This is a genomic window from Streptomyces sp. NPDC014656 (assembly GCF_043084305.1).
GTDB lineage: Bacteria > Actinomycetota > Actinomycetes > Streptomycetales > Streptomycetaceae > Streptomyces.
Map to the genome: position 1 here is coordinate 723,202 of NZ_JBIBZN010000002.1, position 21,179 is coordinate 744,380.

The following is a 21,179-nucleotide window of genomic DNA, read 5'->3' on the forward strand; positions in this document are numbered from 1 at the left end:
GGCCGGCGCCTGGTCGGTCCCGTGGTGGCTGGCGATCCCGGTGATGTGCGGGGGGCTGGGGGTGGCCGGCCTGGTGACCTGGGTGGCCTACGGCGTACGGCGGCGGTCGGCGAGGAACCGGTCGACGGAGAGCAGCGGGGCCCCGGCGAGCAGCAGCGGCAGCCAGGCGATGAGATAGGCGAGGTCGTTGCCGAGGTAGTACGGCTCGACCTGCCAGCTCACGGTGAGCCAGAGGCTCAGCGAGATCAGGGCACCGCCGAGGGCGGCCAGCCGGGCGAAGAGGCCCAGGAGGGTGCCGATGCCGACGGCGAGCTCGCCGAGGGCGATGGCGTAGCCGAAGCCGGTGGGGCTGTGGAGGGCGAGGTCGACGAGCCCGGGGACGGCAGCGGCGTCGCGGACTCCGCGCATGGTGTCGCCGATGGAGCCGGCTCCGGTGTCGGCGAGGAAGGCCGGGTCGGTGAGCTTGTCGAGACCGGCGTAGACGAAGGTGACGCCGAGGAAGATCCGGAGCGGGAGGAGGGAGTAGCGGGAGGCGGTGGCCTTCCACTCGTCCAGGCGGGCGCGCCATGCGTCCAGGCGGGCGCGCCGTCGGGGGGTGCCGGTCTCACCGGGGCGGTCCGTGTTCTCGGTCATGCTCGGTCACCTCTCCACACCCCGTACGACTGTTCGCGGACCGATTGTCTCCGCTTGGCCTGTGAAGGGACACAGGAGGAGGGGCTTTCGGGGCGGGACTCTCAGTCGGCGACGTCGATCGTGACCCGGTTGGTCTCGAAGCCGGCGGCGGTGACGACGGAGACCTCGACCCGGCCGGGTTCGACGTCGGCGGGGAGGGGGACGGTCAGGACGGTGTCGGTCGGGTTGGCGAAGCCGCCGGGGACCGGGACCAGGGGGACGTGGGCGTGGACCGGGCCGATGCGGACGACGAGCCGGGTCAGCGGGTCGGGGGCGGCGGCGCCGGCCGGGACGAAGCCGTGGCCGCGGATCTCGATGTCGTCGCCGGTGCGGATGGGGGCGTCGAGGTCGCCGGCCTCGCGGGCGCGGACCACGGCGTGGACGGCGGGCGGGCCGCCCTCGGTGCACTTGGCGGCCAGGTGCCAGGCGGCGGAGACGGCGACGAGGAGGGCGAGGGACCAGGGCAGCTCGGGGAGGCGGGCCGGGTCGGCGGCCAGCCTGACGGCGGCGAAGGCGAGGACGGCGCCGGAGACGAGGACGTACTGCACGTCGGCGAGGTCGGCGCGGCCGTTGTCGTCGCAGAGGAGGTCGGCGGCGCGGGGCCGGTCGGCGCGGACCTTCTGGAGGCGTCGGCCGGCGATCCGGGTGGAGACGACGAGCCGGGCGGTGACGGCGACGGCGGAGACCAGGGCGAGGACGGTGACGAGGCCGGCGGCGCCGGAGAGGCCGAAGGCGGTGGTGGTGAGGGAGCGGGAGGTGAGGAAGAGGAGGGTGTAGCAGAGGAAGAGGAGCCAGGCGGCGGCGACGGCGCGGGTGGTGGAGAGCCGGTTGTCCTCGCCGGTGAGCGGGGCGAGGAGGCCGCCGCGGGCGCGATGGGCGTGGGCGGCGGCGGTGAGCGGGGCGGCGAGCAGGAGGGCGGTGCAGAGGCCCGCGGTGCGGGCGGCGGTCCAGCCGGTGCCGAGGGCGGTGAGGGCCTGGCCGAGGAGGAGGGCGAGGACGGCGGCCCAGACGGCGGCGAGGCTGCCGGTGCGGACGCGGGCGAGCCAGGCGAGTGAGGCCTCCCGGCCGTGGGCGGTGACGGCTCGGGCGGACTGGGCGAGTTCGTCGGAGACCCACTGGCGGGCGGCGACCGGGGAGTGGGCGACGGCGACGGGGACGCCGTGGCCGGCGGCGAGTTCCTCACGGCGGGCGAGGAAGGCGGCGACGGCCCGGCGGTGGCCGGTCTCGCCGCAGTGGGCGCAGCCGGCGCACGCCGTCGGATGCTCGCCGGTGCCGTGGCGCCCGCCGTACTGTCTCGCCTCTTGAACCGCCACGGTGCCGCCACTTCCCGAGTCCGAGGTTTCGAGCCCAACCTGCCGCTGATTCCTCGGAATTGTGCCGCACCGAGGGTGCTCGCGAGGGCCGCGTGCGCCCCGCCGGAGAGTGATTGCCGCGCCATCCCATTGACGTACAGAAGGGTGAAGCGATGGTGTTACGACAGGAGTTCGGGCTCCGCTCGGCTGATCCTGCGCCAGAGGGGCTGGTAGTTGATCCAGGCGACGAGGTCGCTGCCGAGCTGTTCGCGGGTGGCGACGGCGTCCTTGTGGTCGATGAGGACGGGTTTGCCGGCCGCGCGGGCGGCGAGCTGGATGCGGGCGCAGCGGTCCATGGCGATGAACCACCAGGCGGCGGCGTCGACGGAGGAGCCGACGGTGAGGAGGCCGTGGTTGCGCAGGACGATGCCCTTGAAGGGGCCGAGGGCGAGGGCGACGCGGCGGGCCTCCTCGGCGTCGACGGTGACGCCGGTGTAGGCGTCGTAGAGGGCGTGGTCCTGGTAGAAGGCGCAGGCCTCCTGGGTGAGGGGGTCGAGGAGTTCGCCGAGGGCGGCCAGGGCGCGGCCGTGGGTGGAGTGGGTGTGGGCGACGGCGACGGCGTCCGGGCGGGCGCGGTGGACCTGGGCGTGGACGGTGAAGGCGGCCTGGTTGACGTGCTGGCCGCCGAGGACGACCTGGCCGTCGCCGTTGGCGAGAACGAGGTCGCTCGCGGTGAGGTCGCCGAAGGGTGCGCCGAAGGGGTTCACCCAGTAGCAGTCGTCGTATTCGGGGTCGCGGACGGTGATGTGGCCGGAGACGCCCTCCTCGTACCCGAGCCGCCCGAAGAGGCGGAGCGCGCCGGCGAGCCGCTGCTTGCGGTGGGCGCGTTCCTCCTCGGCCGTCGCGTGGACGGGCGGCATGGCGAAGTGGAGCCGGTCGACGGGGACGGGGGCCGGTATCTCGGTCATGCGCCGGAAGGTAACGCCCGGCCGGTCAAGTCACCAGGGTCCGGACGTGAACACGACGAAGCCGCCGCCCTTCGCGGGGGCGGCGGCTTCGGTCGGCTCACGGAGCGGGAGGGGTCACTCCCACTCGATGGTGCCCGGGGGCTTGCTGGTGACGTCGAGGACGACGCGGTTGACGTCGGCGACCTCGTTGGTGATGCGGGTGGAGATCTTGGCGAGGACCTCGTAGGGCAGGCGCGACCAGTCGGCCGTCATGGCGTCCTCGGAGGAGACCGGGCGCAGCACGATCGGGTGGCCGTAGGTGCGGCCGTCGCCCTGGACGCCGACGGAGCGGACGTCGGCGAGCAGCACGACCGGGCACTGCCAGATCTCGCGGTCGAGACCGGCGGCGGTCAGCTCCTCGCGGGCGATGGCGTCGGCCTCGCGGAGCAGGTCCAGGCGCTCCTTGGTGACCTCGCCGACGATGCGGATGCCGAGGCCGGGGCCGGGGAAGGGCTGGCGCTGGACGATCTCCTCGGGCAGGCCGAGCTCCTGTCCGACCATCCGGACCTCGTCCTTGAAGAGCTGCCGCAGCGGCTCGACGAGCTCGAACTCGATGTCGTCGGGGAGGCCGCCCACGTTGTGGTGGGACTTGATGTTGGCGGTGCCGGTGCCGCCGCCGGACTCGACGATGTCCGGGTAGAGGGTGCCCTGGACCAGGAAGGCGACCTCGGGGCCCTCCTCCTGGAGGATCTCCAGCTGCGCCTGCTCGAAGACGCGGATGAACTCGCGACCGATGATCTTCCGCTTGGTCTCCGGGTCGGAGACGCCTGCGAGGGCGTCGAGGAAGCGCTTCTCCGCGTCGACGACGACCAGGCGGGCGCCGGTCGCGGCGACGAAGTCCTTCTCGACCTGCTGGGTCTCGCCCTTGCGCATCAGGCCGTGGTCGACGTAGACGCAGGTGAGCTGGTCACCGATGGCCTTCTGGACGAGGGCGGCGGCCACGGCGGAGTCGACGCCGCCGGAGAGGCCGCAGATGGCGCGCTTGTCGCCGACCTGGGCGCGGATGGCCGCGACCTGCTCCTCGATGACGTTGCCGGTGGTCCAGCTGGGCTCGATGCCGGCGCCGCGGTAGAGGAAGTGCTCCAGGATCTGCTGGCCGTGCGTGGAGTGCAGCACCTCGGGGTGGTACTGGACGCCGTAGAGCTTCTTCGCGTCGTTCTCGAAGGCGGCGACCGGGACCACGTCGGTGGAGGCGGTGACGGTGAAGCCCTCGGGGGCGGCGGAGCAGGCGTCGCCGTGCGACATCCACACGGACTGCTCGACCGGGGTGCCCTCGAAGAGGGTGGAACCGGCCTTGGAGACGTGCAGGGGGGTGCGGCCGTACTCGCGGGCGCCGTTGTCGTCGACGGTGCCGCCCAGGGTCTGGGCCATCAGCTGGAAGCCGTAGCACATGCCGAAGACGGGGACGCCGGCCTCGAAGAGCGCGCGGTCGAGACGCGGGGCGCCCTCCGCGTACACGGAGGACGGGCCGCCGGAGAGGATGATCGCCTTCGGGTTCTTGGCCAGCATCTCGGCCACCGGCATGGTGGACGGGACGATCTCGCTGTAGACCCGCGCCTCGCGGACGCGACGGGCGATGAGCTGGGCGTACTGGGCGCCGAAGTCGACAACGAGGACTACGTCCGGGTTGGTGACGTCGGGCGCGGCAGCGGGGGACGCTGATGACACTACGGCGGCCTTCCGGCGGTAGGAGGGTTCCCCCGAAGGAGGGGGCTATTTGTCGATTCTACCGGCGTGCGGGTGACTCCTTTCGTCTCACCATCCGAACGCGGGTGGCCTTCGTCTCACCATCCGGGCCCGGCTTGCGCCGGTCCGGAGCGCGGGGGCCATACTGGGCGCCATGCGCGAGCACCCGACCTTCGTCTTTACCTATGGCAACCGGCCCACCGGCTGCCATGGTCGTGCTGCTTGAGCAACTGACAAGCGACTTCCCAGGCGCCCCGGGCCGACAAGGCCCGGGGCGTTCTGCTTTTCCGGGCCGTGCCGGTCCGGGGCCTCCACCCCACCAGGAGCCCCCGATGACCACGAAGACCCCCACCGAGCAGACCGGCGCCCGCACCGAGGAGGCGGCCTCGCTGATCGGCGACGCCCGCGAGCGGATCGACGCGCTCGACGACCGGATCATCGGCCTCATCCAGGAACGGATGGCGGTCTCGGCGGTGATCCAGGAGGCCCGGATCACCTCCGGCGGCCGGCGGGTGAACCTGGCCCGTGAGATGGAGGTGCTGGCCCACTACCGGGACGCGCTGGGCAAGCCGGGGACGGCGCTGGCGATGACCATGCTGGAGCTGTGCCGCGGCCGCGTCTGAGACAAGGGGACGGAGCGGAGCCCGTGACCCCGCCGGAGCCCGCGGCCCGTAACCCCGCCCGGAGCCCGCGGCCCGTGGCCCCGTCCGAAGCTCGTGGCCCCGTCCGAAGCTCGCGGCCCCGCCCGGGCCCGTAACCCCGCCCCGGCGACGGTCAGGGTGGGTCACCGCACCCGCGTTCGGGCCCGGACTCACCCGTACGGCGCGTGACCGGGGCTCGCCGGGCTTCGTTGAGCGGGGTGTCCGTGCCAGCCAGGGGCGGGCCCGTTGGAAACCACGCGTGGCTTCGCTGGGGCGTGTGGCGTGCTTCTGGCACGCCGTGGGACCTCGCTCCAGCGCACGTGACCGGACGGCAGGGGACAGCAGTCCGGTCACCCAGAAAGGGCGGTCGGTCCCGGGGACGCCCGGGGCCGACCGCAACCGGCTCACCCTCCGCACCCTCACGGCCCGTCCCCCACGACCCGTCCCCCTCAGACCTTCCTCCCCGACGCGGCGCGACCCCCCGGCGCCGCTCCGCTCGGCACCGCCGCCGCCCCGGCACCGGTGCCGACGCAGGGCCCGTGCCGCGAACGGAATCGCGGTACGGGCCCTTTCGCATACCCCTCCACCCTATGTGACGCGCGTCACACGAAGATCCTGTGCAACGCCTACAACCAAAGGCGGGGTCCGGTGGTCATCTATGCAGCAACACCGAAAAGCCGGAAGGGCGCTGCACTCGGAGGGGGGTGCAGCGCCCTTTCCGTGTTCGCGCGGATCCGCGTCCGTACGGGGTCAGGACTTCTTCGGCGGGACCGCCGGGATGCCGAGGAAGGGCAGCCTCAGGGCGCCGAACGCCTCGGCCGGGACCGCCGGGGACTTCGGCTCGACCGCCGCCACCCGCCTGTACGCCTCCCCCTGCCGCGGGCGCGGGTCCTCCTCGCCCTTGTTCGGCCAGAAGGACATCGCCCGCTCCGCCTGGGCGGTGATCGTCAGGGACGGGTTCACCCCCAGGTTGGCGGAGACCGCCGAACCGTCCACCACCGAGATGCCCGGATGGCCGTAGAGCCGGTGGTACGGGTCGATGACGCCGGACTCCGCGTCGGCGCCGATCGGGCAGCCGCCGAGGAAGTGCGCGGTCAGCGGGGTCCCCATCAGCTCGCCGATGTTCGAGCCGGCGAAGCCGTTGATCTCCTCGGAGATCAGGGTGGCGGCCCGGGTCGCCGCCTCGATCTGGGTCGGGTTCGGCGCCCCGTGCCCCTGGCGGGCCGTGAGCAGGCCCTTTCCGATGCCGCCGGGCTTGCGGTAGGTCGTCAGCGAGTTGTCGAGGGACTGCATGACGAGGCCGATGATGGTCTTCTCGGACCAGCGCCGGTTGGAGAGCGAGCGGAGCGCGAGGAGCGGGTGCCGGGCCATGTTGAGGGCCCAGTTGCGGACCCGGTGGGCGCCGTAGGGGACCTGGAGGACGGTGAGGCCGCCCATCGAGTTGGAGCCCTTGCCGTAGCGGACCGGCTCGATGTGGGTGTTCTCGTCGGGGTGGACGGACGAGGTGATGGCGACGCCGCGGGTGAAGTCGGCCTTCTCCTTGCCGTGCTTGCGCCGGTAGCGGCGGTCCGTGGTCTGGGCGCCGACCAGGCCCTCGGAGTTGGTGCGGGTCAGCTCGCCGAGCCGGGCGGAGATCCGGGGCAGCAGGCCGCTGTCCTTCATCCGGTGGAGCAGGGTCTGGGTGCCGTACGTGCCGGCGGCGACGACGACCCGGCGGGCGGTGAAGGTGCGGCCCCTGCCCTTCTTCCGGTCGTCGGTGGGGAGGGTCCTGACCGCGAACCCGCCGCGGGAGTCCTCGGTGAGGGCGACGACCGAGGTCATCGGGTGGACCACCGCGCCCGCCTTCTCGGCGAGGTGGAGGTAGTTCTCGTTGAGGGTGTTCTTGGCGCCGTGGCGGCAGCCGGTCATGCACTCGCCGCACTCGGTGCACGCCCTGCGCGAAGGGCCCGCGCCGCCGAAGAACGGGTCGGCGACCTCGCCGCCCGGCTTCGCCTTCGCCGTGCCGTCGGCGTCGGCGCCGTCACCGAAGAAGACGCCGACCGGTGCCATGTGGAAGGTGTCGCCGATGCCCATGGCCTGCGCGGCGGCCTTGAGGTGCACGTCGGAGGGGGTCATCGTCGGGTTGAGCCGGACGCCCAGCATCCGCTTCGCCTGGTCGTAGTACGGGGCCAGCTCGGCGCGCCAGTCGGTGATGTCCTTCCACTGCGGGTCGTCGAAGAACGGCGCCAGCGGCTCGTACAGCGTGTTCGCGTAGTTGAGGGAGCCGCCGCCGACGCCCGCGCCGGCGAGGACCATCACGTTGCCGAGCAGGTGGATGCGCTGGATGCCGTAGAGGCCCAGGGCCGGCGCCCACAGGAAGTTCTTCAGGTCCCAGGAGTTCTTCGGCAGGGTCTCCCGGGTGAAGCGGCGGCCGGCCTCCAGCACGCCGACCCGGTAGCCCTTCTCGGTGAGCCGGAGGGCGGTGACCGAACCGCCGAAGCCGGAGCCGACCACGAGGACGTCGTAGTCGTACGCGTCGTCCTCGTCCTGATTTCGGGCAGGGGGTACCGCGGTCATGGCTCTCCTCGCAGAACCTCGTAAGGAAAAGGGCTGGACGGGCAGGGGCGCGGAGGTGCCGCGTCAGCTCAGACGCAGCGCCTTCAGCGCCTTCAGGGACAGGCTCATCACCGCCGCGTACTTCGCGTCGTCCATCCCGAAGGAGGGCGCCAGCGGCATCAGGCGCTGCTGGGCGACGGTCTGGGCCTCGGTGTACTTGAGGATGCCCTCGGAGCCGTGGCGGCGGCCGAGGCCGGAGTCCTTCATGCCGCCCATCGGGGCGCGGACGCTGCCGTACGCGGGCGCGTACCCCTCGTTGATGTTGACGGTGCCGGTGCGCAGCCGGGCGGCGACGGCGTGGCCGCGGCGCGAGTCGGTGGTCCAGACGGAGGAGTTGAGGCCGTACGGGGTGGCGTTGGCGCGCGCGATCACCTCGTCCTCGTCGGTGAAGCGGTAGACCGAGACGACCGGGCCGAAGGTCTCCTCGGCGCAGACGGCCATCGGGGCCTCGACGCCGTCGAGGATGGTCGGCTCGTAGAAGAGCGGGCCGATGTCGGGGCGGGCGACGCCGCCGGCGACCAGCCTGGCGCCCTTGGCGACGGCCTCGTCGACGTGCCGCGTGACGGCCTCCAGCTGGCGCTCGCCGACGAGGGAGCCCATGTCGGCGCCGTACGCGAGGGAGTTGCCGAGGCGCATGGCCTTGGTGCGGGCGGCGAAGCGCTCGACGAAGGCGTCGGCGATCGACTCGTGCACGTACAGGCGCTCGATGGAGATGCAGAGCTGGCCGGCGGAGGAGAAGCAGGCGCGGACGGCGCCGGCGGCGGCCTTCTCGATGTCGGCGTCCTTGAGCACCAGCATGGCGTTCTTGCCGCCGAGTTCGAGGGAGACGCCGACGAGGCGGGCGGCGGCGCCCTGGGCGACCTCGCGGCCGGTGCGGGTGGAGCCGGTGAAGGAGACGTAGTCGGCGTGGCGGACGACCTCGGGTCCGACGACCGGGCCCTCGCCGAGCACGACCTGGAAGACCTCGGAGGGCAGACCGGCCTCGATGAGCAGGTCGCGGGCCCAGAGCGCGGTGAGCGCGGTCTCGGTGTCGGGCTTCATGACGAGCGCGTTGCCCGCCACGAAGGCGGGCAGGGCGTCGCCGACGGAGAGTTCGAGGGGGTAGTTCCAGGGGGCGATCTGGCCGACGACCCCGCGCGGCTGGCGCAGCTCGGTGACCTTGGTGAGGGTCGGGACGACGCCGGTGTGGCGCTTGGGGCGGAGGTACGAGGACGCCTTGCGGCCGTAGTGGCGGGCGGCGACGGCGACCGCGAGGACCTCCTCGTGGGCGTGCAGCCGGGCCTTGCCGGTCTCCAGCTGGATGAGGTCGAGGACCTCGGACTGGCGGGCGAGGACCAGGTCGTGGAAGCGGAGCAGGACGGCGGCGCGGGCCCGGACGGGGGTGGCGGCCCAGGCGGCCTGGGCGGCGCGGGCGCGGTCGAATGCCTCGGTGACGTCCTCGGGGGTGGCCTCGGGCAGGTCCGCCAGCTTCTTCCCGGTGAAGGGGGTGTGGTTGGCGGTGCGGCCGGATCCGATGACCCCCCGGGTGAGCCGGGCGACCAGCTCGGGCGTCACGACGTCGGCGGCGGTCCGGGCGCCGGCCGGCGCGGGGGCGACCGGGTTGGTCGCGCCGTCCGGGGCGGTGTCGGCGGGAACCGTGGGGGCGGCGGGGGCCAGCGAGTCCGTCATGACGCCGAGCGTAGGCGCCGTTCCGGTCTTTGGGTACCCGCCGGTAACGCGTTTTCACCCCTCGCTCACACCGTGCCAGTGATCACTGGCGCATAAGTCCTGATCAGGGGCTTACGGCCGTCCCGGGGTCAGAGTGAAGATTTTTCCGGTCTCATGACCCGGGCGCCCGCCAGTGCTGGAGGACGGTGTCGAACTGCTCCCGGGTGGTCTCCCAGCTCGACTCCGGGGAGGACATGTAGATCGCGTACTCGACGCCGTCGTCGGAGTAGTACAGCTGGTCGATCGCGTGCCGCGGCCCGGGGAAGTTCTGCTTCTCGGTCCAGGTGAACTCCCAGGACGCCGACTTCACCTGGTCCCGGTAGGTGTTCTGGTTCAGGTTGATCCGCTGGTAGTCCATCCGCTTCTGGAGCGTCTTCTCCAGGTCCAGGGCGTGCATGTACGGGTTCTCGAAGTCGGGGCTCTCGTCGATGCTGATCCGGATGCGGTGGCGGCCCGCGTCCGGGGTGTAGTCGATGTTGTCGCCGTCCTTCCGGCGCTTCCAGCCGTCCGGCACGACCAGGCTGAAGCCCGCCGGGTCCTCGACCCGCTGCCAGCCGTCCGGGACCCCGTCCGCCGCGATCCCCTCGCGGTCGTCCGTGACGGTGGGGCCGGGGGTGGCACCGCTGCTCGTCACGGGGTCCGGCGTACCGCCCCCTCCCCCGCCGCCGTACTGCATCACGGCGAAGACGGCGCCGCCCGCGACGGCCGCGGCGAGCACCGCGGTGAGGACGGCGGAGCGCCAGCGGCCCTTCCCGGCGGAGGCGGGGACGGCGGGGCGCGGGGCGGGAGCGGGGGCGGCCGGGGAGCCGGGTCCCGCGGCGGGCCACTGGGTGGCGGAGGTCTGCGCCGGGGTGGGCCACTCGGCCGTGCGCGGCGCCGGAGAGGACGGCCGCGTCACCGGCGTCGGTACGTCCTCCGGGGCGGCCGCCCGCCCGGCGTCCACCGCCTCCGGGGCCATCCGCTGCGTCGGTACGTACGCCTGGGCCGTCTCCGGGCTGCGGCCCTCCATCGCGTCGAGCAGCATCCGCTCGGCCTCGTCCGCGCGCGGCCGCTGGTCCGGGTCCTTGCGCAGCAGGGCGACGATGACCGCCGCGAGGGGGCCCGCGTTCGCCGGGTACGGCGGCTCCTCGCCGACGACGGCCTGCATGGTGCTGATCGGGGAGGTGCGGCGGAAGGGCGAGGTGCCCTCCACGGCCGTGTACAGGGTGGCGCCGAGCGACCAGAGGTCGGAGGCGGGACCGGGGTCGCCGCCCCGGACCCGTTCGGGCGCCAGGTAGTCGATCGAGCCGACGAGTTCGCCGGTCCGGGTGATGGTCGAGTCGCCCTCGATCGCCGCGATGCCGAAGTCGGTGATGAGGACCCGTCCGTCGCGCGCGAGCAGGACGTTGCCGGGCTTCACGTCCCGGTGGAGCACGCCCGCCGCGTGCGCGGCGCGCAGCGCGCCGACGACGTGCAGCCCGACCCGGGCGGCCTCGCGGGGCTCGATCGTCCCGGCCTCCTTGACGGCGTCGGCGAGCGAGGGGCCGTCGACGAACTGCATGACGATCCAGGGCCGGTCGTCGTGTTCGAGGACGTCGTGGACGGTCACCACGCCGGGGTGGGTGATCCGGGCGGCGGCCCGCGCCTCCTTCTGGGTGCGGGCGTGCAGCACCAGCCGGTCGGCCTCGGCGACGAACCGGCCCGCCGTCAGCTCCTTGACCGCCACCACGCGGTGCAGCACCTCGTCGTGCGCGCGCCAGACCTTGCCCATGCCGCCGCGTCCGATGGACTCGCCGAGCCGGTACCGCCCGGCGAGCAGTAGCCCCGACCCTGTGCCCTGAGAGTGTTCCACGTGCCCCCGCCCCGTTGCTTCGGATGCCAGGTTACGGAGGAGGGGACGGCTGACGGAACCGAGGGGCCCGCAAAGGAACCGCACTGTGACCGCCGCCGGGTGACGGACGGGGCTCGGGGCCGGCCCCGGACGGCCTCCGGACCGGCTCCGGGAGGGCCACGGACGGACTCCGGGAGGGCCCCGATCCCGGCTCCGGGAGGACCCCGGACAGGGCCCGGGAGGGCTCAACGGCCCGGGCGGAAGCCCTTCACGGCCTCGTCGTAGACCTCCGAGACCTTGTCCCGGTCGCTCTCCGGTCCGATCACCTGGACGACGTAGTAGCGGCCGCCCTCGATGAGCGCGAGGTTGCGGACGAAGACCTCGCGGCCGGTGCTGTCCAGCCAGGTGTAGTGCCCCTCGGCGGTGGGCGTGCGGCCGATGTCCACCCGCCGGGCCTTCACCAACTCCGACCAGGAGGACTGCCGGTAGGGCTCCAGCTCGCGCTCCTTGGTGCTCTGGTACTCCAGCGGATCGGAGCCGTTGTCCCTGACGCTGTCCCGGCCGGGGACGACGATCAGCGTGAAGTCGCCGCCGGTGTAACGGACTTGGCCCGCGTCGTTGACGGGGCTGCGGCGCCAGTCGTGCGGGACGCCGATCCGGAAGCCCTCCGGGTCCTCCCGCAACGCGTAGCCGGCGGCCAGGGCGGGGCCGGAGGCGGACGGGGGCGAAGTCGTCGTGGGCGGCGGGGTGGTGGCCGTGGTCGCCTTCGGGGGCGGGGTGCCCTCCGGGGGCGCGGTGGACTTCGGCGGCCCGGTCACCGGCGCCGATGCCGACGCCGACGGTCGGGCGTCGGCGGGTTTCTCGCCGCCCCGGGGCAGGGCGACGGCCGCGTACGCGAGGGCGCCCCCGAGCAGCAGGAGGACGACGAGCAGCAGGCGCCGGCCGAGGGACCGCGTGGCCGGACCCTTCGGCGGGCGCGCCGACCGGACCGGGGGCTCGGGCTCGACGTCTTCGTAGCCGTACTCGTACCCCTGCTGGGGCTCGTAGCCCTGCGGGGGGCCGTACCGCTCCTCGGGCTCGTACCGCGCCTCCTCGGGTACGGGGGCGGGCCCGGGGTCGCGTACCGGCGCGGGGGGCCGGTTCCCACGGGGGTCCTTGCCGCGGCGGTGCCGGTGGCGGCCCGAGCCGGCGGCGGCGCGGCGGCGGCGCACCAGCTCGCCCCGGCGGCGCAGGATCGGCAGCCGCTTCGCGTCGAACCGCGGCGGGGGCGCGACCGCGAGGTCCATGTCGGGCTCCGGCGCGGAACGGACCAGCGACCGCAGCCAGCCGCGCAGCTCCTCGAAGTCCGGGCGCTCGGTGGGGTCCTGGCGCAGCAGGGACTCCACCACCGGGCGCAGCGGGCCGCACTCCTCCGCGAAGGCGGGCGGTTCGGCGCAGACCAGCTGGACCAGTTCGGCCGCGCTGTCCTCGGGGTACGGGGCGTGGCCCTGGACGGCCCGGTAGAGCAGGGCGCCGAGCGCCCACAGGTCGGTGGCGGGGCCGATGGGCGGGGCGAGCCGCCAGTTCTCGTGGACGGGCCCGGCCTGTTCGGGCGCCCAGCGCTCGGTGACGGCGCCGACGACCGCGATCCGGGTCTGCCGGGCCCGCTCGGCGGCGAGCCGGGTGGCCGGTCCCCGGTACCGCTCCCCCGCCGGGCCCGGCTGCGCGGGGACGGCGGCCTCCGCGGCCGGCGGGGCCTGCCGGGCGGGCTCCGGCGCGGCGGCGGTGTACCCGGCGGGCAGCGCGGGCCGGCCCGAGCCGGGCAGCACGGGACCGCCGCCGGCCGGTATGCGCGGCGCGTCGTCCCGGGAGGCGTGCGGGCCCTCGCTCCAGCTGCCCTTGAGCATCACGCGCGGCGGGCGCGGGCCGCCGTACGGCCGCTCGTCCTCGTCGTCGTCGCCCTCGTCGTCGTCCTCGCCGTCCGCCGCCCGCGCCCACCACTGCGGCGCGGGTGCGGGGCGGGTGGCCTCCGGGAGGGCGGGCGGCTCCGGGGCGGCGGCGGCCGGCTCGGTCCGGGGCTCCGGCTCGGGGGCGCGCTGGAGCGGGAGCGGGCCCGTCTCACCGAGCCGCGCGGCGGCGGCGCGGGTGGCCGCGCGGTAGGCGGCGATGGCCCCCGCCCGGGCCGCCCTCGCATCGGCGCCGGGCGGCACCGCCGGGGACTCGGGCGGGCTCGCGGGGCGCGGGGCGGGCGTCGCGGTCCCGTAGGGGTCGACCCCGTACGGAACGGCCTCCGGCGCGGCGGGGGGCCCGGCGACACCCCGCGGAGCGGCGTACTCACCGGTCTCGTAGACCTCGTACGTCCCGGGCTCGTACGTTTCGGGCTCGTACGTTTCGGGCTCGTAGGCCTCCGGTTCGTACGTCTCGGGGCGGTGCGCCTCGGGCTCGTACGTCTCCTCGGTGTACGTCTCCGCCTCGTACGCCTCCGCCTCCCGCGTCTCGCCGGCGTATTCCTGCCCGTACTCCTCCGCCTCGTACTCGACCGGTCCGTACTCCTCCGGTCCGTACTCCTCCGGTCCGTACTCCTCCGGCTCGTACTCCGGCTCGGGGGCGCGGAAGGCGGGGTCGTCGGGGTCCGGGACGGGGGCGTAGCCGCAGAGGGCCTCCTCGGCGGCGCCGGCGGCGAGGCCGGTGAGGAGGACGCGGCCGTCGTCGCAGACCAGGACCGTGCGGGCGGTGATGTTGCGGTGGACCCAGCCGTGGGCGTGGAGGGCGCGCAGGGCGGTCAGGACGTCCGCGGCGATCTCGGCGGCGCGGAACGGGTTGAGCGGGCCCTCGGCGAGGAGGGCGGAGAGGGGGCGGGCGGCCACGTGCTCGCTGACTATCCACAGCGAGCCGGCTTCCGCGAAGACGTCGAAGACCTGGTCGAGTAAGGGGTGGTCGGGGATCTGGGCGGCGGCCTGGGCCGCCTCGATCGCCCGCCGGACGACCGGCTCGGCGGGTCTGCGCGTGGCGCCGGCCCCGGCGCCGTACGGGCCGGAGGGCGCGGGCCCCTCGCCGAGGACCTCGGCGTCGACGATCTCGGGCAGCGGGACCTGACGGACCCGCACCTCCTGCCCGCTGTAGGTGTCAAAGGCGCGGGTCTCCGCGGAGTCGACGGGTCCGCCCGCGCCGGCGGACGGCAGCGGCAGGCGGTAGCGCTCAGCGAGCACCCTTCCCGCGTACTCGTCCACGGCGCCTCCCCCTGCGCATTGGTCGTCCCCCGCACCTCACGATACGGGGCGAGGGTCAGTCCTTGGGGCTGAACGTGGCGAACGCCGTCTCGCGCAGCGTCCGGCACTCCGCGCCGTCCCACTCCTCTGCCTTGCAGGTGACCATGATCGAGTAGCCGTGCTTGGCGTCGACCTTGAAGCCGCGGTTGAGGACGTGGACGCGCATGCCCTTCTGGGTCCGCTCGAACTCCCAGTCGGCGACGGTCGGGTAGCCCTTGTACGAGACGCTGTCGACGCGGATGTGCCGGTAACCGGTGCTGCTGGCCCGGGTGATGCCCACGGCGGCCAGCCAGGCGGCCTTGGCGTCGTCCTTGGGGCTGGCGTTGAAGTCGACCTGGACGCGCGGGAAGCCGCCGCTCTCGCTCCATATGGCGCCCCCGCTGTAGCCGTCTATGGGGCGCATGGTGAAGGAGGAGGGCATGGCCATGGAGAAGTGGAAGCGGTCGTTGGTGACCAGCCGGTAGCCGGCGGGGAGCGCGGCGCCGGTGCCGGTGCCGCCGCTGGGCTTGGCGCTGGGGGTGGCGCTCCCGGTCTGTCCGGTGGAGCCGCCGGTGGTGCCGGTCGTGCCGCCCGTGGCCGCCGCGCCGTTCTCGCCGGGCTGGGCGCCGCCCTGCTGGCCGGGGTCGCTGGGCGAGCCGCCCCCCGTGCCGCCGTCGGTGCCGGAGCCGCCGTCACCGCCGGCGGTGGTCCCGGCCGACGCGGTGGGGACGCCGCCTTTGCCCTCGGTGCCCTTGTCGCCGCCGCTCAGGGAGACGGCGAGGATCGTGCCGAGCACGGCGAGGACGGCGACCGCGGCGATGATCACCAGGGTGCGCCGGGGCACGACGTCGGTGAGCGGGGCGCGGGCCGGGGTCTGCCGGGCGCCGCCCCGCGGGGGCACGGGCCGGGCCGGCTCCTTGGCCCTGTCCTTCGCGCGGTCCTTCGCCTTCGCCTCGGCCTTGGCGGCCGCGGCCGCGTTCCGCACGGAGGCGAGGGCGCCCCGCATCCGATCGGCGGCGGGCTCGGGGGCCTTCTCCTGGGCGACGGCCGGGGGCTCCGGGGCCCGCTCGGGGCGGGTCGGCAGCGGCACGATCCTGGTGACCTCGGGCGAGGGCTCCGGGGTGGGCTCGGGGGCGTCGAGCACGGCGCGCAGCAGCACCCGGGCGCGGGCGTCGTCGAGCCGCTGCGCCGGGTCCTTGGCGAGCAGCCCGTAGATGACCTTCTCCAGCTCCGGGCCCGCGTTCTTCGGCGGGTCGACGGGCTCGGTCATGACGGCGGTGAGGGTCGCGATCGCGGAACCCTTGTCGTACGGCGGGCAGCCCTCGACCGCCGCGTAGATCAGGCCGCCGAGCGACCACATGTCGGCGGCGGGGCCGGGCTTGTGGCCGCGGGCGCGCTCGGGCGAGATGTACGAGGGGGCGCCGACGAGCATGCCGGTGGAGGTGATGGAGGGGTCGCCCTCCACCTGGGCGATGCCGAAGTCGGTGAGGACGACGCGGCCGTCGTCGGAGATGAGGACGTTGGAGGGCTTCACGTCGCGGTGCAGGATGCCCTCGCGGTGCGCGGAGCGCAGCACGTCGAGGATGGCCAGGCCGACCTCGGCGGCGCGGTGCGGGGTGAGGACGCCGTCCTCGCGCACGGCGTCGGCGAGGGACTTGCCCTCGATGAGCTCCATGACGATCCAGGGGCGGTCGTCCTCGTCGACGACGTCGTAGACGGTCACGGCGCCGTTGTTGCGGATCTTGGCGATGGCCTTGGCCTCGCGCAGGGTCCGGGTGATGAGGCGGCGCTTCTCGTCCTCGTCGATGCTGCTGGGGAAGCGGAGTTCCTTGACGGCGACGGTGCGGCCGAGGGTCTCGTCGACGGCGCGCCAGACCGTGCCCATGCCGCCGCGGCCGAGGAGGGCGCCGAGCCGGTAGCGGCCGGCGAGCAGCCGGCCCTCGGTCTCGTCGGTGGTCGAGGCGGCGCCCTTGCGGAGCCGGTCGGCCGCGGGCCGCTGCCCGTCGCCGTCCCCGGCGCCGAAACCGGCCCGGCCGGTGGACGGCTCGGTCCCCGGCACCCGGTCCCGGGGCGCGGCGTCCTGGGGCTTCGCGTCCCGCGGCGCGGCGTCCTGCGGCTTGGCGTCCTGCGGCGCGGCACCCGAAGGCGTGGCGTCCTGGGGCTTCGCGGCCCCGGACCGCGCGCCGCCGTCCGGCCGCGCACCGCCGTCCGGATCCGCGCCGGCCCGGGCGCCGGCACCGTCCCCGGCACCGGTCGCCGCGTCCGCGGCACCCGTGGCCCGGTCCGCCTCGCGCGCGGCCGGAACCGTCCCCCGCCCGCCGTCGGTCGCGGCCCCCGCGGCGGCGTCCCGCCGGGGGTCCTTCGCCGTGTCCCGCGACTGCTCCGACTCCGACATGCGTCCCCTCTGCGTTCCCTGATCTCCGCCGCGCCCGCCGCACTCCGCACGCTGCGGCAACCCGCCCTGGAAGAGAGCCCATTGTCCCTCACCTCACGACGGGTGGCGCCCCCGGGTCCGTACTCCGGTATGACGACGCGCCACATCGGCCCCCGGGTTCCCTCCCGCCCCGGACGTACCGTCAGCCGGAGCCCCTGTCAGATCGGGACGATGTCGGGCGCACCGAGCCTCGCGGCGTCCGCCGTGAGGTCGTCGGGCTGCCGCTGCGACTCGCGCTCCGCCTCGACCCGCTTCTCGTAGTGCGCGATCTCCTTCTCGGTCCGCTCCTCGTCCCAGCCGAGGACCGGTGCCATCAGGCCGGCCGCCTCGCGCGCGCTGCGGGTGCCGCGGTCGAAGGTCTCGATGGAGATCCGGGTGCGGCGGGTGAGGACGTCGTCGAGGTGGCGGGCGCCCTCGTGGGAGGCGGCGTAGACGACCTCGGCGCGGAGGTAGTCGTCGGCCGCGGCGAGCGGCTCGCCCAGGGAGGGGTCCTCGGCGACGAGGGCGAGGACCTCCTCGGCGAGGGAGCCGTACCTGTTGAGCAGGTGCTCCACGCGGACGACGTGGAGACCGGCGCGGGCGGCGATCCTGGCCCGAGCGTTCCACAGCGCCCGGTAGCCCTCGGCGCCGATCAGCGGGGTGTCCTCGGTGACGCAGGGGGCGACGCCTCCCCAGCCGCTCCGCACGGGGGACGCGCCGAGGCCGAGGCCGTGCACGGCCTCGTCGACGGCGTCCTTCGCCATCACCCGGTAGGTCGTGTACTTGCCTCCGGCGACGACGACCAGGCCGGGCACCGGGTGGGCGACGGTGTGCTCGCGGGACAGCTTGCTGGTGGCGTCGGACTCGCCGGCGAGCAGGGGGCGCAGTCCGGCGTAGACGCCCTGGACGTCGTCGCGGGAGAGCGGGGTGGCGAGCACGGTGTTGACGTGTTCGAGGAGGTAGTCGATGTCGGCGCTGGAGGCGGCGGGGTGGGCCTTGTCGAGGTCCCAGTCGGTGTCCGTGGTGCCGATGATCCAGTGCCGTCCCCAGGGGATGACGAAGAGGACGGACTTCTCGGTGCGCAGGATGAGGCCGGTGGAGGAGTGGATCCGGTCCTTGGGGACGACCAGGTGGATGCCCTTGGAGGCGCGGACGTGGAACTGGCCGCGCTCGCCGATGAGGGCCTGGGTGTCGTCGGTCCACACCCCGGTGGCGTTGACGATCTGCTTGGCGCGGATCACGTGCTCGCCGCCGGTCTCGACGTCCTGGACGCGGGCGCCGACGACCCGCTCGCCCTCGCGGAGGAAGCCCACGACCCTGGCCCGGCCGGCGGCCAGCGCGCCGTAGGAGGCGGCGGTGCGGACGAGGGCGAGGACGAAGCGGGCGTCGTCCATCTGGGCGTCGTAGTACTGGAGGGCGCCGGTGAGGGCGTCCTTGCGCAGGCAGGGGGCTGCGCGGAGGGCGCCCTTGCGGCTGAGGTGGCGGTGGGCGGGGAGGCCGCGGCCGTGCCCGGAGGAGACGGACATGGCGTCGTACAGGGCGACGCCGGAGCCCGCGTAGACCCGCTCCCAGCCCCGGTGCTGGAGGGGGTAGAGGAAGGGCACCGGCTTCACCAGGTGGGGGGCGAGCCGCTCCAGGAGGAGTCCGCGCTCCTTGAGGGCCTCGCGGACCAGGGCGAAGTCGAGCATCTCCAGATAGCGCAGTCCGCCGTGGATGAGCTTGCTGGAGCGGCTGGAGGTGCCGGAGGCCCAGTCGCGGGCCTCGACGATGCCGGTGGAGAGCCCGCGCGTGACGGCGTCGAGCGCCGTGCCGGCGCCGACGACGCCGCCGCCGACCACGAGCACGTCCAGCTCGCGCTCGGCCATGGCCGCCAGCGCCTCGGCGCGCTCGGCGGGTCCCAGTGTCGCTGTCCTCACGGCTGCCGCCTCCCGGTCGTCCCGCGTGCTTCCTCGCGTCCCCGTGTGCTCGTGCCCGTCCAGGTGTGGACCGGACCGCGGTGCGGCCCGGCTCACCGTCTCGATTCTGGACCGGTCCGGCTGCTTCGGCCACCGCCCCCGCGCGGACCTGTGGATAACACTCGGCGACCTTCGATCATGCAATGCCGCATAACGGTCATATTTACTCTTAGTCTGACATTGCGTTCGCTATCGGGTTCGCTATCGGGAAGGACGGCCCATCCCCCATGCCCGCAGACCTCGCCGTCATCGGCCTCGGCCACCACGGACTCCCCCTCGCCCAGGCCGCGACCGCCGCGGGCATCGCCACCGTCGGCTTCGACACCGACCCCCGCCCGGTCGCCGAACTCGCCGCGGGCCGCCCCCCGGTCGACGGCTCCCTCACCGCCTCCGAGATCCGCCGCATGCTCTCCGGCGGCTTCCGGGCCACCACCAGCCCGGCCGAGCTCGGCCGGGTCCGCACCGCCGTCCTCTGCGCCCCCACCCCCCTCGGCCCCGACGGCGCCCTCGACCTGACCGCCGTCACCGACGCCGCCCGCGCGCTGGCCGCCCGGCTGCGCCCGCACACCACCGTGCTCCTGGAGTCCCCCGTCCCGCCCGGCACCACCGAGGGCCTCCTCCGGGAGCTCCTGGAGGACGGCTCGGGGCTGCGGGCCGGGCGCGACTTCCACCTCGCGTACTCCCCCGGCCGCCTCGACCCGGACACCCGCCTGCCCGGCCTCGCCGGCACCCCGAAGGTCATCGGCGGCCTCACGTCCGCGTGCACCGAGTCCGCCGCCGCGTTCTACGGCCGCTTCACCGACAAGGTGGTACGCGCGCGTGGCCCCCGCGAGGCCGAGACGGTCAAGCTGCTGGAGACCAACTTCCGGCACGTCAACATCGCCCTGGTCAACGAGATGGCGGTGCTCTGCCACGAACTCGGCGTCGACCTCTGGGACGTCATCCGCTGCGCCGAGACCAAGCCCTTCGGCTTCCAGGCCTTCCGCCCCGGACCCGGCGTCGGCGGCCACGGCGTCCCCGTCGAGCACCTGGGCGCCCACCGCCCGCTCCGCCTCGTCGAACTCGCCGGCCAGGTCAACCAGCGGATGCCGCAGTACGTCGTCCAGCGTGCCGCCACCCTCCTGAACGAGCACGGCAAGTCCGCCCGCGGCGCCCGGATCCTGCTGCTCGGCGTCACGTACAAGCCCGACCTCGCCGACCGCGAGGGCTCCCCCGCCGACGAGATCGCGGGGCGCCTGATGGACCTCGGCGCGGCGGTCAGCTTCCACGACCCGCACGTCCCCGACTGGCGGGTGCGGGACCTGCCCGTCCCCCGCGCGGACTCGCTCTACGAGGCCGCCGCCCACGCCGACCTGACGGTCCTGCTCCAGCACCACCGCGTCTACGACCTCCAGGGCCTCGCGGTCAAGGCCCAGCTGCTCCTCGACACCCGCGGCGCCACCCCGGCGGGCACGGCGCACCGCCTCTGAAGCACGAGTAACGGGTGGGCCTCCGTCGGAGCGGGCTGCTAGTCTCCGGCCCTCTCGATCGCACACTCGTGCGTCGTCCGTCTTGGGGGACCAGCAACCATGAGCCAGCCCGTTCCGCCGCCCGGCAACCCGTACGCCGACGGCGCCGGCCAGCCGCCCGCCGGCCAGAACCCGTACGCGCAGAACCCTGGCGGCCAGGCCCCCGCGGGCGGCAACCCGTTCGCCCAGAACGTGCCGCAGCAGCCCGGCGGCCAGAACCCGTTCGGCGCCTACCCGCCCGCCCCCGCGCCCCGCCGGAACAACGTCGGCCTCGGCATCCTCGCCGCCGTCGTCGCCGCGCTGGTCACCGCCGGCGTCTACGGCGCCATCCTCGGCGGCGTCGAGACCCAGATCGGCTGGGCCGCCGTCGGCGTCGGCTTCGCGGTCGGCTTCGCCGCCGGCAAGGTCGGCGGGAGCAACCCCGTGCTGCCGATCGTCTCCGCGCTCCTCTCCCTCGGCGCCGTCTACCTCGGCCAGCTCGTCGGCATCGCGGTCTTCCTCACCAAGGACTACGGCGTCTCCTTCACCGACGTCTTCTTCAAGGACTTCGGCGCGCTGATGGACCTGTGGAGCGAGGCCAAGGAGCCGCTGACCTTCCTCTTCCTCGCGCTCGGCCCCGTCGCCGCCTTCTCCGGCGCCAAGAAGGCCGCCGCCTGATCCGCGCGG

The 21,179-nt window shown here is 74.3% G+C and carries 13 protein-coding genes; 3 read left to right on the plus strand and 10 right to left on the minus strand.

The window, feature by feature from the left end:
- Nucleotides 1–87: 87 nt before the first annotated feature.
- From ACF1ED_RS07165 to guaA, 4 genes are all read right to left on the minus strand, one after another.
- Nucleotides 88–633, minus strand: a complete 546-nt coding sequence (locus ACF1ED_RS07165; protein WP_391757392.1) for a DoxX family protein — start codon at nucleotides 631–633, stop codon at nucleotides 88–90.
- A gap of 101 nt (nucleotides 634–734) precedes the next feature.
- A complete protein-coding gene (locus ACF1ED_RS07170; RefSeq protein WP_391757394.1) occupies nucleotides 735–1,985 on the minus strand; it encodes a hypothetical protein in 1,251 nt (416 codons plus the stop codon).
- A 158-nt stretch (nucleotides 1,986–2,143) separates the two neighbouring features.
- Nucleotides 2,144–2,932: a class II aldolase/adducin family protein gene (locus ACF1ED_RS07175; RefSeq protein WP_391757396.1), complete on the minus strand. Its 789-nt coding sequence runs from the start codon at nucleotides 2,930–2,932 to the stop codon at nucleotides 2,144–2,146.
- Between the two features lie 114 nt (nucleotides 2,933–3,046).
- Complete coding sequence (gene guaA, locus ACF1ED_RS07180) at nucleotides 3,047–4,639, minus strand: glutamine-hydrolyzing GMP synthase (protein ID WP_391757398.1); 1,593 nt, start codon at nucleotides 4,637–4,639, stop codon at nucleotides 3,047–3,049.
- A gap of 350 nt (nucleotides 4,640–4,989) precedes the next feature.
- Between guaA and ACF1ED_RS07185 the strand changes: the two genes are divergently transcribed.
- On the plus strand, nucleotides 4,990–5,280 hold the full coding sequence (locus ACF1ED_RS07185; RefSeq protein ID WP_391757400.1) for a chorismate mutase: 291 nt from the start codon (nucleotides 4,990–4,992) through the stop codon (nucleotides 5,278–5,280).
- Nucleotides 5,281–6,048: 768 nt separating this feature from the next.
- On the opposite strand, the gene ACF1ED_RS07190 is transcribed toward ACF1ED_RS07185, so the two are convergent.
- From ACF1ED_RS07190 to ACF1ED_RS07215, 6 genes are all read right to left on the minus strand, one after another.
- The gene (locus ACF1ED_RS07190; protein WP_391757402.1) at nucleotides 6,049–7,854 is read right to left on the minus strand and encodes a GMC oxidoreductase; all 1,806 of its coding nucleotides are present in this window, start codon (nucleotides 7,852–7,854) and stop codon (nucleotides 6,049–6,051) included.
- 63 nt (nucleotides 7,855–7,917) lie between these two features.
- On the minus strand, nucleotides 7,918–9,561 hold the full coding sequence (locus ACF1ED_RS07195) for a succinic semialdehyde dehydrogenase (RefSeq protein WP_391757404.1): 1,644 nt from the start codon (nucleotides 9,559–9,561) through the stop codon (nucleotides 7,918–7,920).
- 151 nt (nucleotides 9,562–9,712) lie between these two features.
- Nucleotides 9,713–11,431 (minus strand): protein kinase, encoded by a 1,719-nt coding sequence (locus ACF1ED_RS07200; protein ID WP_391757406.1) that lies wholly within the window; start codon nucleotides 11,429–11,431, stop codon nucleotides 9,713–9,715.
- A 224-nt stretch (nucleotides 11,432–11,655) separates the two neighbouring features.
- Nucleotides 11,656–14,619, minus strand: coding sequence for a protein kinase (locus ACF1ED_RS07205; RefSeq protein ID WP_391757408.1), 2,964 nt, complete (start codon nucleotides 14,617–14,619; stop codon nucleotides 11,656–11,658).
- Nucleotides 14,620–14,674: 55 nt separating this feature from the next.
- Nucleotides 14,675–17,032: a protein kinase gene (locus tag ACF1ED_RS07210; protein ID WP_391757410.1), complete on the minus strand. Its 2,358-nt coding sequence runs from the start codon at nucleotides 17,030–17,032 to the stop codon at nucleotides 14,675–14,677.
- A gap of 197 nt (nucleotides 17,033–17,229) precedes the next feature.
- Entirely contained in the window at nucleotides 17,230–18,966 is a 1,737-nt protein-coding gene (locus tag ACF1ED_RS07215) for a glycerol-3-phosphate dehydrogenase/oxidase (RefSeq protein WP_391757412.1), read from the minus strand.
- Between the two features lie 266 nt (nucleotides 18,967–19,232).
- Here ACF1ED_RS07215 and ACF1ED_RS07220 point away from each other — a divergent pair, with 266 nt between their 5' ends.
- Both ACF1ED_RS07220 and ACF1ED_RS07225 read left to right on the plus strand, forming a co-directional pair.
- Nucleotides 19,233–20,474, plus strand: a complete 1,242-nt coding sequence (locus ACF1ED_RS07220; protein ID WP_391757414.1) for a nucleotide sugar dehydrogenase — start codon at nucleotides 19,233–19,235, stop codon at nucleotides 20,472–20,474.
- Between the two features lie 99 nt (nucleotides 20,475–20,573).
- A complete protein-coding gene (locus tag ACF1ED_RS07225; protein WP_391757416.1) occupies nucleotides 20,574–21,170 on the plus strand; it encodes a hypothetical protein in 597 nt (198 codons plus the stop codon).
- Nucleotides 21,171–21,179 lie beyond the last annotated feature (9 nt).

Bases quoted from the DNA above. Each gene is read 5' to 3' on its own strand.
- ACF1ED_RS07165 (WP_391757392.1), bottom strand. From the start codon at position 633: ATGACCGAGAACACGGACCGCCCCGGTGAGACCGGCACCCCCCGACGG.
- ACF1ED_RS07175 (WP_391757396.1), bottom strand. From the start codon at position 2,932: ATGACCGAGATACCGGCCCCCGTCCCCGTCGACCGGCTCCACTTCGCC.
- ACF1ED_RS07185 (WP_391757400.1), top strand. From the start codon at position 4,990: ATGACCACGAAGACCCCCACCGAGCAGACCGGCGCCCGCACCGAGGAG.
- ACF1ED_RS07190 (WP_391757402.1), bottom strand. From the start codon at position 7,854: ATGACCGCGGTACCCCCTGCCCGAAATCAGGACGAGGACGACGCGTAC.
- ACF1ED_RS07195 (WP_391757404.1), bottom strand. From the start codon at position 9,561: ATGACGGACTCGCTGGCCCCCGCCGCCCCCACGGTTCCCGCCGACACC.
- ACF1ED_RS07210 (WP_391757410.1), bottom strand. From the start codon at position 17,032: ATGTCGGAGTCGGAGCAGTCGCGGGACACGGCGAAGGACCCCCGGCGG.
- ACF1ED_RS07220 (WP_391757414.1), top strand. From the start codon at position 19,233: ATGCCCGCAGACCTCGCCGTCATCGGCCTCGGCCACCACGGACTCCCC.
- ACF1ED_RS07225 (WP_391757416.1), top strand. From the start codon at position 20,574: ATGAGCCAGCCCGTTCCGCCGCCCGGCAACCCGTACGCCGACGGCGCC.